At 68.5% G+C, this 12,608-nt stretch carries 11 protein-coding genes; 7 read left to right on the top strand and 4 right to left on the bottom strand.

What is annotated here, in order from left to right:
- The first annotated feature begins 82 nt into the window (after window positions 1-82).
- Complete coding sequence (locus ABD223_RS41795) at window positions 83-2,968, top strand: AAA family ATPase (protein WP_344043606.1); 2,886 nt, start codon at window positions 83-85, stop codon at window positions 2,966-2,968.
- A gap of 564 nt (window positions 2,969-3,532) precedes the next feature.
- Window positions 3,533-5,320 carry a glycoside hydrolase family 6 protein gene (locus tag ABD223_RS41790; protein ID WP_344043604.1) on the top strand — a complete coding sequence of 596 codons (1,788 nt, stop codon included), beginning with the start codon at window positions 3,533-3,535 and terminating at the stop codon, window positions 5,318-5,320.
- Between the two features lie 223 nt (window positions 5,321-5,543).
- On the opposite strand, the gene ABD223_RS41785 is transcribed toward ABD223_RS41790, so the two are convergent.
- The 3 genes from ABD223_RS41785 to ABD223_RS41775 form a co-directional block, all read right to left on the bottom strand.
- The gene (locus ABD223_RS41785; protein WP_344043602.1) at window positions 5,544-5,723 is read right to left on the bottom strand and encodes a carbohydrate-binding protein; all 180 of its coding nucleotides are present in this window, start codon (window positions 5,721-5,723) and stop codon (window positions 5,544-5,546) included.
- A 129-nt stretch (window positions 5,724-5,852) separates the two neighbouring features.
- Entirely contained in the window at window positions 5,853-6,311 is a 459-nt protein-coding gene (locus ABD223_RS41780) for a carbohydrate-binding protein (RefSeq protein ID WP_344043600.1), read from the bottom strand.
- Window positions 6,218-6,622, bottom strand: coding sequence for a hypothetical protein (locus ABD223_RS41775; protein ID WP_344043598.1), 405 nt, complete (start codon window positions 6,620-6,622; stop codon window positions 6,218-6,220). Before ABD223_RS41775 ends, ABD223_RS41780 begins: the two co-directional genes overlap by 94 nt.
- Window positions 6,623-6,946: 324 nt before the next feature.
- Between ABD223_RS41775 and ABD223_RS41770 the strand changes: the two genes are divergently transcribed.
- On the top strand, window positions 6,947-7,228 hold the full coding sequence (locus tag ABD223_RS41770; RefSeq protein WP_344043596.1) for a hypothetical protein: 282 nt from the start codon (window positions 6,947-6,949) through the stop codon (window positions 7,226-7,228).
- A 506-nt stretch (window positions 7,229-7,734) separates the two neighbouring features.
- Here ABD223_RS41770 and ABD223_RS41765 read toward each other — a convergent pair.
- Window positions 7,735-8,784, bottom strand: coding sequence for a LacI family DNA-binding transcriptional regulator (locus ABD223_RS41765; protein WP_344043594.1), 1,050 nt, complete (start codon window positions 8,782-8,784; stop codon window positions 7,735-7,737).
- A gap of 233 nt (window positions 8,785-9,017) precedes the next feature.
- Between ABD223_RS41765 and ABD223_RS41760 the strand changes: the two genes are divergently transcribed.
- From ABD223_RS41760 to ABD223_RS41745, 4 genes are all read left to right on the top strand, one after another.
- Complete coding sequence (locus ABD223_RS41760; protein ID WP_344043592.1) at window positions 9,018-10,316, top strand: ABC transporter substrate-binding protein; 1,299 nt, start codon at window positions 9,018-9,020, stop codon at window positions 10,314-10,316.
- Window positions 10,317-10,387: 71 nt separating this feature from the next.
- Window positions 10,388-11,242 (top strand): carbohydrate ABC transporter permease, encoded by an 855-nt coding sequence (locus ABD223_RS41755; RefSeq protein ID WP_344043590.1) that lies wholly within the window; start codon window positions 10,388-10,390, stop codon window positions 11,240-11,242.
- Window positions 11,242-12,078, top strand: coding sequence for a carbohydrate ABC transporter permease (locus tag ABD223_RS41750; protein ID WP_344043588.1), 837 nt, complete (start codon window positions 11,242-11,244; stop codon window positions 12,076-12,078). The genes ABD223_RS41755 and ABD223_RS41750 overlap by 1 nt, the downstream gene beginning before the upstream one ends.
- A 25-nt stretch (window positions 12,079-12,103) precedes the next feature.
- Window positions 12,104-12,608, top strand: a 505-nt coding sequence (locus tag ABD223_RS41745; RefSeq protein WP_344043585.1) for a beta-L-arabinofuranosidase domain-containing protein, incomplete at its 3' end; no start/stop codon positions are given.

The following is a 12,608-nucleotide window of genomic DNA, read 5'->3' as shown; positions in this document are numbered from 1 at the left end:
GGGCCGCGGTGCCGTCGACGGGATTCCGGTCCGGGCGGTCAGTATCCGGTGACGCCGATCGGTGTGCTTTGGAGGTGAAGTGATGCGACGGAACGACGGTTCGGAGGCGAGCCACGGTCGTTGGTTCCGGACCAGCTCACCCGTCCTCATCGGGCGCGACGAGCACTTGGCCGCACTGCGCGAGGTCGTCGTGCACAACCCTGCGGTCGTCCTGCTGGAGGGCGAGGCGGGGGTGGGCAAGAGCAGGCTGGTGTCCGAGCTGCTCGCCGGAGATCTGGGTGCGGTGCTGCCGCTGGTCGGTTACTGCCGACAGGTCGGTGAGCCGTTTTCCTACGGTGCGGTGTTGGAGGCGTTGCGGGGCGTGGGGCCGAGGCTGGCCCGCCAACGGGAGTTGAACCCGGTGATCGGCGCGCTGGCTCCGCTGCTGCCCGAGATCGCCGCGGACCTGCCGGCCCCGTTGCCGCCGGTCGGTGATCCCCTGACCGAGCGGCATCGGCTCTTCCGGGCGGTGCGGGAACTGCTGGCCGCTGTCGGCCCGGTGCTGTTGGTGGTGGAGGACCTGCACTGGGCCGATGACGGAACACGCCAGTTACTGCGCTTCCTGGCCAGCGGACCACCGACCGATCTCAGCATGGTTCTCACTTACCGGCGGGAGGACCTGCACCGTGGCAGCCCGTTGGGCGCGGAGTTCCGGTCCGCCGGTGGCGGCCTGGTCGCGGTGCTGGAGATCGAACCGCTAGACGTAGACGGTGTGCGTCGGTTGACCGGGGCGGTCCTCGGTGTGGAAAAGGTGTCGGCGGAGTTCGCGGCCCGGTTGCACGAGCGGACTGCGGGCATCCCGTTCGTCGTCGAGGAGACGCTGCGTTCCCTGCACGAGCCTGCGAGGGCGGTGCACGCGGGCAGCGTCCGTGCCAAGCGGCTTCTCGACGCTGTCAAAGTCCCCGTGCTGCTGCGCGACGCGATGGCGGACCGCCTCGCTACTCTGCCCGCCGAGACGGTTCGGCTGGTCGAGGTGGCTGCGGTGCTCGGCACTCCCGCCCCCGCCGAACTACTCGCCGCGGTCGGCGGCATCCCGGCGGACCAGGCGAGGGCGGCGCTCGCGCACGCCGTTGCCGGGCACGTCCTGCTTGAAGTCGACGGGTTGAGGTACGGCTTCCGGCACATGCTGGCCCGTCAGGCCGTCTACGACGGGATCAGCGCTCCCGAGCGGGTCGGCCTGCACGACCGCGCCGTCGACGCGTTGCAGCACGTGGAACCACAGCCTCTGGTGCAGCTGGCGGGTCACAGCGAGCGGGCGGGCCGGACGACGGACTGGTTGACCTTTGGGGAGGCCGCCGCGGACCGGGCCATCGACTCCGGTGACACGGCCACCGCCACCACGCTCCTGCAACGGTTGCTCGCCGCACCGGTGCTGCCCGGCGACGTCGTCGACCGGCTGGCGATCAAGCTCGGGCGCGTCGCCAACACCGGGCTTGACCAGCGCGACCCGACGGAAACGCTGGAACGCCTGTTAGTCGACCCGCGGTTGGCCACGTCGGTGCGCGGTGAGGTGCGCCTGTTCCAGGCGTCACTGATGGTCCGCCAGATCGGCCGCATCCGGGAGGGACGAGCGGAACTCGAACGCGCGATCGACGAGTCCGCGGACAGACCCGACCTCGTCGCCCGTGCCGCCGCCGTGCTTTCCATGCCCTACCTGGGCACGCCGCCCCCCGCTGAACTGGGCCGTTGGCGACAGCAGACCGAGGCACATATGGTGGTCGAGACGGGCGAACTGAGGATCTCCCTGCTGGCCAACGTCCTCGGATCCCGCCTGCACCGCGGGTACCTCACCGGGCTGGACGAGGTGCCCGACCGCGCGGACACGCTCGGCGGTCGGCAACACCTGGCGCGGTTGCGGTGCAACGTCGCCGACGCCTGCGTGTGGCTCGGCCACCTCGACCAGGGTGCCCGGTTCCTGCGCAACGGGCTGCGGCTCGCGACCGAGAGCGGCACGCCGTTCGTGATCGGCACCGGCCGGATCACCGAGGCGAGGCTGGACTGGATCACCGGCCGGTGGGAGGGCTTGACGGAGCGGGCGAGCACCTTGATCGAGGAATACCGCGACGTGACCAGCATGACCAGCGAACTGGAGTTGGTGCTCGGCTGGCTCGCGACGGCGCGCGGAGACTGGACGGTCGCGCGTGAGCACTTCGGCAGGACCGGCGCCCACGACCCGTGTGACGCGATCGCTCCGGTGGCGATCAGCGGAATCGCGGGCATGGCCTCGGTCCTGTTGGAACGGAAAGCGGCGGGCAAAGCGGCGGCGGAGGTCGATCGAGGACTGGCCGCCGTGCGGCTGACGGACGGCTGGTCCTGGGCAGGCGTGCTGGCTCCGGTCGCGGTCACCGCCTACTCGGCCACCGGACGGACAGCGGACGCCGAACGATCGGTGGACGAGATCGGTGAAGGCATCTCCGACCGCAACGCGCCCGCAGTGCTCGCCGCCCTCGCGCAGTGTCGGGGCCTGCTGGCCGAGGCGCGGGGCGAACCCACCGAAGCCATCGGGCACTTCAGGGAAGCCGCCGCACGCTACGAGGCGATGCCCGCGCCGTACTTCGCCGCCATCGCCGGGGAACGCGAGGCGACCATCCTGATGTCGTCCGATCCGGAGAAGGCCGTCGAACTGCTCACAGACCTGGTGGAGACCTTCGACGCGCTCGGCGCGTCGAAGGACAGCGTGCGGTGTCGCCACACCCTGCACACCCTCGGCCGCGCGAAACCGGTACGACCGGGACGGCCTGGGTACGGCAACGACCTCTCGCCCCGAGAAGTCGAGATCGCACGCATGGTCGCGGCCGGGCAGACCAACCGCGAGATCGCCGAAACGCTGATCCTGTCGTCTCGGACGGTCGAGCGGCACGTGGCTCGGGTGTTCCGCAAACTCGGGATCAAGTCTCGCGCTCAATTGCGCGCGGACCACCTCGACTGAGGGTCCATCAGCAGCACGACCCTTGGGCGATGTGCGGCCAGGCCGTGCTGATCTCCCGGGTGTTCTGTCGCGTTGCCGGCCGCGATACCGGTGTTGCGTGAACTGATCGCGGTGTGGTTGGCAGAGGTGTTCCGGACCTTCCAGTCGTCGCAGGAAACAACCCGGACCCGCGCTCCTGAGCGAGGCGTGTCCACGACGGCTCATGCGCACACCGACGACCGGTCGAGCAGCACGTGCGGTCTACGGTTTGCAACGATGCGATGTCCCTCGACGAATGGTCGACGACGCGTCGGCCAGGACTCATCGGGCCTACGTGTGCCCAGGCCGTGTATGCAGGGACCTGACCGACACTCATCAGAACCGACAACACGTACGAAATAGAAAACCGGCGCAGGAGTTTCTTGGGTATGCGCATCTATCCTTCGGCTTCGACATGCTCGGGGTGATGTGTATTACGGTTCTTCTGGGAGCGCTCCCAGATACTTTTCGGTCACGTGTGCGATCGGTTTCGGCGCAGTGACTGGAGCGCTCCCAGGTAGCGGGTTGCTCGCAAGGAGGCGATGCATGAGTCTGCGCACGTTCGTACGTTCCCGGAAACTGACCGGGGCATTGGCGGTGACCTCGGTGGCGGCCCTGTCCGTGGCCGGGGTGGTGGCCTCCACGGCCACCGCCAACGCTGCTCCCGGTTGCCGGGTGTCGTACTCGATCACGAACCAGTGGCCAGGTGGGTTCGGCGGCAATGTCGCGATCACCAACCTGGGTGAGGCCATTTCCGGTGGTTGGACGTTGGAGTGGGACTTCGCCGCCGGCCAGACGGTTCAGCAGGGGTGGAACGGTGAGTTCTCCCAGTCCGGGACCCGGGTGACGGTTCGCAACCCTTCCTGGAGCGCCAACCTGGGCACCGGTGCGTCGGTGACGCCCGGCTTCAACGGCTCGTGGAACGGGTCGAACCCGGTGCCTACGCAGTTCCGGTTGAACGGCACGGTGTGTACGGGGTCGGTCGACACGACGACCACCACAACGACCACGACGACCAGCGGCAACGAGAACCCGGGTGGTCCGAAGGTGGACAACCCGTACGTGGGCGCGGGTGTGTACGTGAACCCGCAGTGGTCGCGTCAGGCGGCGGCGGAGCCGGGTGGTTCGCGGATCGCGAACCAGCCGACGGGTGTGTGGCTGGACCGGATCAGCGCTATCGCCGGCAATGGTTCCCCCACGACCGGCTCCATGGGTCTGGTGGACCACCTGAACGAGGCCGAGAGGCAGCGCGCGGCCCGTGCGGACGGTCAGCTGGTCGTCCAGCTCGTGGTCTACAACCTGCCCGGTCGCGACTGCGCGGCGTTGGCGTCCAACGGTGAGCTGAAGGCCGACGAGATCGGTCGCTACAAGACCGAGTACATCGACAAGATCGCCGAGATCGTGGCCCGGCCGGCGTACTCGAAGCTGCGGATCGTTTCGGTCATCGAGATCGACTCGCTGCCCAACCTGGTCACCAACGTCTCGCCGCGCGTCACCGCGACGCCGGAGTGCAACACGATGAAGGCCAACGGCAACTACATCGAGGGTGTCTCGTACGCGCTGGGCAAGCTGGGTGCGATCTCGAACGTCTACAACTACATCGACGCAGCGCACCACGGCTGGATCGGGTGGGGCGACGCGGACCCGCAGTACGACAACTTCTTCGCCTCGGCGAAGCTGTTCGCCACGCTGCTCGGCAAGAACGGCGCGACGAAGGACAAGATCCACGGCTTCATCACCAACACGGCGAACTACTCGCCGCTGGAGGAGCCGTACTGGACGGTCGACGACTACGTCGGCGGCCGCCCGGTGAAGGAGTCCTCGAAGTGGGTGGACTGGAACGACTTCAACGGTGAGCTCGGGTTCGCCACGGCGTTCCGCGCCGAGCTGGTCAAGCAGGGCTTCGACAGCGGCATCGGCATGCTGATCGACACCTCGCGCAACGGCTGGGGTGGTCCGAACCGGCCCACCGCCAAGTCGACCTCCGGCGACCCGACCACCTACGTCAACGAGTCGCGCATCGACCGCCGCTTCCAGAAGGGCAACTGGTGCAACCAGTCCGGCGCCGGGCTGGGCGAGCGTCCGACCGCCGCGCCCAAGCCCAACATCGACGCCTACGTCTGGATCAAGCCGCCGGGCGAGTCCGACGGCTCCAGCACCCTCATCCCCAACGACGAGGGCAAGGGCTTCGACCGGATGTGCGACCCGACCTACACCGGCAACCCCCGCAACGGCAACAACATGTCCGGCGCCCTGCCGAACGCCCCGCTGTCGGGCCACTGGTTCTCGGCCCAGTTCCAGGAGCTCATGCGCAACGCCTACCCGGCCCTGTGACCTTGGGTGATCGGCACGACAACTGAATGATTTCCGCACATCCCGTGGGCGGCGTGCGCCCTCGACGCCGCCCACGGGGATGGCGGCGCCTGCGTGCGCTGGGACAAGTGATGAGCACCCCGATGCCGGGTGGCGTGGTCGCGCCACCCGGCATCGAGGTCGAGCCGAGTGGGAATCAGCCGACGAGGGGCGCGACGGTCAGGTAGCCGATGTTCGGGGTGTACTAAGAGCGCTGGCCGAACTGGTTGAACGTCGTGCCGTCCCAGTTCGGCAGCTTCTGCGAGGTGAACGTGGCGGTGTTGGTCCTGGCCACGAGGTCGACCGGCACCGCGAGGTCGCGGAACTGGTTGAAGTGGAAGGTGTTCGGGAACTGGACTTGTTGCACGCGGCCGTTGACCGACATGTCCGCGTGACCGGGTCGGGGTTGTAGTGGGTGGAGATGGACTCCTGGGCGTTGGCATAGCGGATCACGAGCACTTGCGGGCCGGTCCGCTCGGCCTGGACATTGAGCGTCAGCGCGTTCGCCGGGTCGTCACCGACGTTCGTCGAGACCTGCCCGGGGGGCGAACGGGAAGTCGCCGCTGAACTCCGCGGCGCCGGTGACCTGGCCGGTTTCCGCCTCCACCTTCACCGGTGGTGCCGTGGTGGCCGGTCCGGTGCGGACGCGGTCGAGGCGCACGTTGCCCGCGGTGCCGGTCACGGTGAGCTGGTTGATGCCGGCGGAGAGGAACAACTGCGCGGTGTCGGTGCCGGTGGCGGTGCAGATGGTGAGGCCGTCGACGGTGTGCCCGTTGAGCCGCACGGTCGCTTGGCCGCCACTGCGGTGGTCGAAGTCCACCGTCGCGTGGCCGTCGTGGTCGGCGTGCACCCAGAACGTGGCCGAACCTCCCTGGGGGATCACGGCGACGCCGGGACCGGATGCGTGCGTGACGCCGTAGCGCGTCTCGGCGCCGCGCAGTTCGGCGTACTCGGCCTCGTAGTCTGCTGCCATCGCGTGCTCGCCCCGGCGGTCGTGCCGCGACCGGCCGGACTGATGATCACCTGGTAGGCCGACATTTCCTTCAGGTCCGTGAACGGCAGGACCAGGCTGCCGTCACCGCCCACGGTGCGCACGGTCTCGAGCAGCCGCCGCGGCGCGGGGGAGTCGCCGAGCTGCTCCGTCCACGGGATCTCCTCCACGGTGACGTGCACCCGGTCGCCGAACAGGCCGCGGTCGACGTTGGTGAAGCGCACGTCGGCGGCGCCGTTCGCACCGCCGAAGATGGTGCGCGACTGCCTCTTGCCGCGATCGAGCGTGGCCACCCCCTGAAGGGTGCACTCCACCCCGGCTGCGGAGGTGTCAGGCGGCCGGTGTCGCCGCTCATCCAGCCGTAGGCGTTGAACAGCCATTGACCGTTGGCCTTGCTGGCCTCGGTGACCGAGTCGTTGAGGTTACCGTCGATGTTTCACTCCGGATGGGAATCGGCGAACATGTCTGAGTCTCGAAGTCGCGCCGGTGAGGTGCGCAGGTTCGAATCCCTGGCAGGAGACCCGTACAGACCCACTCGCGCCTGACCAGCGGTTTCTTGCAGGAAGGCTGGTTGTTGAAGGTCGGTTCGAGGTCGACGCGCCTGGAGGGGATTTCCGATGACTGCCGAACATGGATTGCGTGGGGTGGTGGCTGAAGCGGGTGACCGGCAGGTGCTATGGGCGGTCACGGTGATCATCGGCGCGGTCGTGGGGCTGACCTTCGTGTTCGGCTTCGGCAACGTGTTGAGCTTGGCGCTGAGGTTGGGCGTGCCGGTCTGGGTCGCGCCACTGGTGGCTCCCACGGTCGACTTGTCAGTGCTTGCCCTGTGGTTGCCAGCCGACACCTCGCCATGTGCGGGGCGAATCGGGAGCAGCTTCAGCCCACTCGGCGACTTTTGATCTTTTCGAGTCTGGTGACGTTGGCGCTGAATGTCGCTGACCCATTGGTGGCCGGCCATTCGGCAAGGTCGCTTTCGACGCTGTCGGCCCGCTGTTGCTGATCGGCTGGGCCGAGGTCGGGCCGGAGCTGTTGCGGGCTGTGAACGGGACGGTCGGCGTCCGGGTTGACGCGGTGGTCGAGGGGTTACCTCCGGTGGTGGCGGCGATGTCGTCTCCGATGCGGCGGATGCGCTCCTGTATCAGGCACGGCTGGAGGACGCTCGCGATTGGGAAGCGAACCGGCGTCCGATCTCGGCTGAGACCCTGTGCAGGCGTCTTCGGATTGGGGCACGTCGGGCACGGCGTCTGGTCGAGGTGGTGCGGCGGTCCGAACGCGCCGGCATGCCGTGATCGGACGAGGGTGGTCAGGGCTAGCGGCTGCGCGGGAGGAAGACTCGCCCCGCGCGCACGGGAAGACAGGAGGACCTCTTCCATCCGCAGACGAGGGAGGCGTGGCTCGATTCCGGTCAGGCCGGATCGAAGGGCACCGTGGTGGAGTCGCGGGCGACGAGTCGGCACGGGTTGAGGTGGCGGCCGGGTGCGGGTTCGCCGTTGATTGCGGTCAGCAGCAGGTTGGCGGCGGTTCGGCCGAGGAGTTCCAGTTCCATGTCGACGCTGGTGAGCGTGGGTTGGCAGGCCAGGGTCATGACGTCCCAGTTGTCGAAGCCGACCAGGGCGACGTCGTCGGGGACGCGGCGGCCGGCCGTGCGCAGGGCGTCGGCCACGCCGCGGGCGATCTGGTCGCTGCCGCAGAACACCGCGTCGAAGTCCTGGCCGGTGCCGAGCAGGATGCCAGCGGCCTGCCTGCCCCACGCCTCGCTCCACTCGCCGAACATCGGTGCGCCGACCAGGGCGAAACCCTCCTCGGCGAGCCGGGCGGTGGCGGCCTCGGCGCGGACCGCCGCCGAGTGGTGGTGTTCGGGTCCGGTGACGTGGGCGATCCGGCGTCGTCCGATGGCAAGCAGGTGGTCAACGGCCTTGCGCGCGCCGCCGGCTTCATCCGGGACGACCGAGCAGTCGTCGGGGTCGGTCGAGCTGATGAACGCGTAGACCACGGGGACGGTCAGGTCCACGCCGATGGGCGCGCGGGCCTGGGTGCGGCGGCCGGTGACGATGATGCCGTCGACCCGGCGGCTGAGCAGGGTGCGCAGGTAGTACTGCTCGCGGATCGGGTCGTCGCGCGCGTCGCACAGGAACACCGACATGCGGCCCGCGCCGAGGGCGTCCTCGGCGCCGGTCATCAGCGGGATGCTGAACCGGCCGATGGTGTCGGTGGTGATCATGCCGACGGTGTAGGTGCGCCCGGAGTTGAGCGTCAGGGCGGCGCTGTTGGGCTGGAAGCCGAGTTCCTCGGCGGCCAGGCGCACGCGTCTACGGGTTTCCTCGCGCAGCGACCCGCGCCCGTTGAGCGCCTTGGAGGCTGTGCCGACGGAGACGCCCGCCAGCCGGGCGACGTCGCTGATCGTGGCCGGTCGCGACAGGACCCGCTGGGTTTCCTCAGTTTTCCTCGGCGGCATGGTGGCAGGTTACCGCGTGTGATCTCGGCTGCGAGTACAGCGATGTCGTAAGTGCAGCTCAAAGCCGCTGAACTGCCACTTGACAGGTGATATGTGTCTCTCTAGTTTGGTCGGCAACCGGTTTCCTAGATTTCCGTCCACCGCGGTTGACCCGGCTCCGTGGCGGACGGTTCACCGCCGCACCGGCTCCACGATCGCGAGCCGGTTTCCGAACGCTTCCGAGGGAACGCCCCATGAGTTCAACCCCCGCACCGCTGCTGCGCCGCCTGGTGTTGGCCGTCACGTCGCTGCTGGCCCTCGCCGCGTGCCAGAGCACACCGGCAGGCTCGTCGCCCGACGACACCTCGTCGGTGGACGACGGAACGACCGTCACCATGTGGACCCGGTCGCCGACGGCCACGTTCAGCCAGACCCTGGTGGACGCCTACAACGCGAGCCACAAGAACAAGGTCGAGCTGACGGTGTTCCCGGCCGACTCCTACCAGCAGAAGGTCGGCACGGCCGCGGGCGCCAAGCAGCTGCCCGACATCCTGGCGGCGGACGTGGTCTACGCGCCCAACTACGCGAGCAAGGGCGTCTACCTCGACATTTCCGCCCGGGTTAACGGGCTGCCGTTCAAGGACAAGCTGGCACCCGCCCACATGGACGCGGCGACGCACGAGGGCAAGTCCTACGGCGTGCCGCACAACATCGACCTGTCGGCCGTGTTCTACAACAAGGTGCTGTTCGAACGGGCCGGCCTCGACCCGGACAACCCGCCGACGTCGCTGGAAGGGCTGTACGAGGCGGCCAAGAAGATCGACGCGCTCGGTGACGTGGACGGCTACTTCTTCGGCGGCGGCTGCCCCGGCTGCATGCTGTTCACCACCTGGCCGATGATCTGGGCCTCCGGTGACACGGTGCTCGACGACAAGGGCACCGCCTCCACGATCGACAACGCCTCCGCGACCAAGGTCTACGACCTGCTGCGCCGCATGTACACCGAGGGCATCGTGCCCGCCTCGGCGAAGAACGAGTCCGGTCCGACGTGGACGCAGCTGTTCGCCGAGGGCAAGATCGGTATCCAGCCGATGGGCGCCACCTCGTTGCAGGGCCTGAAGGAAGGCCCCAACCTCCAGGTGGGTGTGGCACCGATCCCCGGGCTGACCGGCGGCCGGTCGGCGTTTGTCGGCGGTGACGTGCTGGGCATCGGTGCCAACTCCACCAAGGCCGCGGCGGCGTGGGACTTCATCTCCTGGACGCTGTCGGACCAGGCGCAGGTCGAGGTGCTGGCGAAGAACAAGAACATCACCGTGCGGGAAGACCTCACCGACAACGACTACGCCAAGCGCGACAACCGGTTGCGCACGTTCAACCTGCTCGTCACCGAGGGCCAGACGCCGATCTCGGTGAACTTCGGCAAGACCTACAACGACACCAACGGACCGTGGACGGCGGCGGTCACCGACGCGCTGTTCGGCTCGGCGCCCGTGGCCGACGTGCTCAAACAGCACAACGGGACCATCACCGGGTCGCTGGCGAGCGGAAGCTGACGATGGCGACGCTGTCCGACATCCGTCCCGGGGCGCGGGTCCGACCTGCGCCCCGGCGCTCCCGGGCATCGTTGAGCCGCACCAGACGTCGGCTCGGGGTGCTGTACGCGAGCCCGATGGTGGTGCTGGTGGCGGTGCTGTTCGTCGTGCCGCTGGTGCTGATGGTGTGGATGTCGTTCAACCGCTGGCCGTTGCTGGGGGCGTCGTACCCCAACGGGGTGGAGAACTACAGCGCGTTGAGCGATCCGCTGTTCCTGCGGGCGATCGGGTTCACGCTGAAGTACACGGCGGTCACCACGGTCGTGCTGAGCCTGGTCGCGTTCGGCCTGGCCCTGCTGGTGCAGGAGAACAGACCCGGTGTCGGGATCTACCGCACGGCGATCTTCCTGCCCAGCGCGGTCGGCCTGGCGTCGGCGAGCCTGCTGTTCTACGGCCTGTTCAACACCGAAGCCTCGCCGCTCAACGACCTGGTGCGGTGGCTGGGTCTCGGCCCGGTGGACTGGTTGGGCACGACGGACAACGCCCTGTATTCGACCGTAGGCATGATCACCTGGCGGTTCGCCGGTTTCTACATGCTGATCCTGATGACCGGCCTGCAGAGCATCGACCCGGTGCTCTACGAGGCGGCACGTGCCGACGGCGCGACCAAGTGGCAGACGATGTGGCGGGTGACGTTGCCGCTGCTGCGGCCGACGTTGGCGCTGATGATGGTGCTGTCGCTGACCGGGTCGCTGCTGGCGTTCGACCAGTTCTTCATCCTCACCGGCGGCAGGCACGAGACGGCCACCGTCGTCATCAGCGTCTACCGCGAGGCGTTCCTGTCCCAGGACCTCGGTGCGGCGGCCGCCGTGTCCGTCGCCATCCTGGCCGTCCTGCTCGTCGTCAACGGCGCGCAGCTGACCCTGTTGCGCAGAGGTGGTCGTTGATGGCAGCGCGGACGAACGCGATGACGCACGCGCGCACCGCCGGTTTCCACGTCACCGGCGCCGCGCTGGCCGTGCTGTTCCTGCTGCCGATGCTGTGGACGCTGTACTCCTCGGTCGACAGCAAGCGCGCCACCGACGACGGCGAGGGCCTGGGCGTCGGCAACTACGAACGGCTCGCCGACTACGGCAGCGGGTTGGGCGCATACCTGGCCAACACGTTCGTGGTGGCGTTCGTCGCGGTCGCGGTCACCGTCGTGACGACGACCCTGGGCGGGTACGCGCTGGCCCGGTTGAGCTTCCCCGGTCACAACCTGCTGTTCCTGGTGACGTTGGCGATCCTGATGGTGCCCTACACCACCATCCTGGTCCCGCTGTACATCCTGCTCGGCTGGATCGGCCTGCAGAACTCGCTGATCGGCCTCGGGCTGGTGCTGGCGGTGTTCCAGCTGCCGTTCGGGCTGTTCATGATGCGCAGCTCGTTCGAGGCGCTGCCGCGCGAGCTGGAGGAGGCGGCGCTGATCGACGGCTGCACGATCGGCGGCGCGCTGTGGCGCGTCCTGTTGCGCGGCGTCCTGCCGGGCGTCGTCACCGTGGGCCTGTTCTCGTTCCTGGCCGCCTGGAACGAGTTCGTCGCCCCGCTGATCTTCCTCACCGACGGCTCGAAGTTCACCCTGCCCGTCGCGCTGTTCAACCTGCAATCCGGCAGCCTCGGCTCCGTCGACTTCGAGGCCCTGCAAGCGGGCGTGGTCACCTCCGCGATCCCGTGCGTCGTCGTCTTCCTGCTGCTGCAACGGCATTACGTACGCGGTTTCACCTCGGGCGCCCTCAAGGGCTGACCTCAAGGGCTGACAAGGAATCCCCATGACTGACCTGCACCACGGCCCCGTGCGACCCACCGCGGCGGCCAAGACCGCGCTGCGCCCGGTCGCGCTGGCCGACGTCGCCTTCGAGCCGGAGAGCCTGTTCGGGCAGTGGCAGCACCGCAACGCCACCCGCACGCTGCCGCACTGCGTCGACCAGCTGGAAGCCTCCGGCGCGCTGGACAACCTGCGCCTGGTCACGGGCGAGAAGTCCGGCGGGTTCCGCAACATGTGGTTCGCCGACTCCGATGTCCACAAGACCCTGGAAGCCGCCGCCTGGCACCTGGCCGGGAACCCCGAGGACGCCGCGCTGTCGGCGTTCCTCGACTCGACGGCGGCTCTGCTGGCCAAGGCGCAGGGCGACGACGGTTACCTCAACTCCTACTATACGGTCGTCGCACCGGAGCGCCGGTGGCGGGAACTGCACCGCAGCCACGAGCTGTACGTGGCGGGCCACCTGTTCCAGGCCGCGGTGGCCGCGGCCCGCGCGGGCGTGGGCTCGGAGC

The organism is Saccharothrix xinjiangensis (genome assembly GCF_039527585.1).
Classification (GTDB): Bacteria; Actinomycetota; Actinomycetes; order Mycobacteriales; family Pseudonocardiaceae; genus Actinosynnema; species Actinosynnema xinjiangensis.
Note: the sequence above shows the minus strand (reverse complement) of the source record. Positions and strands in the feature narration are given on the sequence as shown.

Bases quoted from the DNA above. Each gene is read 5' to 3' on its own strand.
- ABD223_RS41795 (WP_344043606.1), top strand. From the start codon at position 83: ATGCGACGGAACGACGGTTCGGAGGCGAGCCACGGTCGTTGGTTCCGG.
- ABD223_RS41790 (WP_344043604.1), top strand. From the start codon at position 3,533: ATGAGTCTGCGCACGTTCGTACGTTCCCGGAAACTGACCGGGGCATTG.
- ABD223_RS41785 (WP_344043602.1), bottom strand. From the start codon at position 5,723: ATGTCGGTCAACGGCCGCGTGCAACAAGTCCAGTTCCCGAACACCTTC.
- ABD223_RS41780 (WP_344043600.1), bottom strand. From the start codon at position 6,311: ATGGCAGCAGACTACGAGGCCGAGTACGCCGAACTGCGCGGCGCCGAG.
- ABD223_RS41770 (WP_344043596.1), top strand. From the start codon at position 6,947: ATGACTGCCGAACATGGATTGCGTGGGGTGGTGGCTGAAGCGGGTGAC.
- ABD223_RS41765 (WP_344043594.1), bottom strand. From the start codon at position 8,784: ATGCCGCCGAGGAAAACTGAGGAAACCCAGCGGGTCCTGTCGCGACCG.
- ABD223_RS41760 (WP_344043592.1), top strand. From the start codon at position 9,018: ATGAGTTCAACCCCCGCACCGCTGCTGCGCCGCCTGGTGTTGGCCGTC.
- ABD223_RS41750 (WP_344043588.1), top strand. From the start codon at position 11,242: ATGGCAGCGCGGACGAACGCGATGACGCACGCGCGCACCGCCGGTTTC.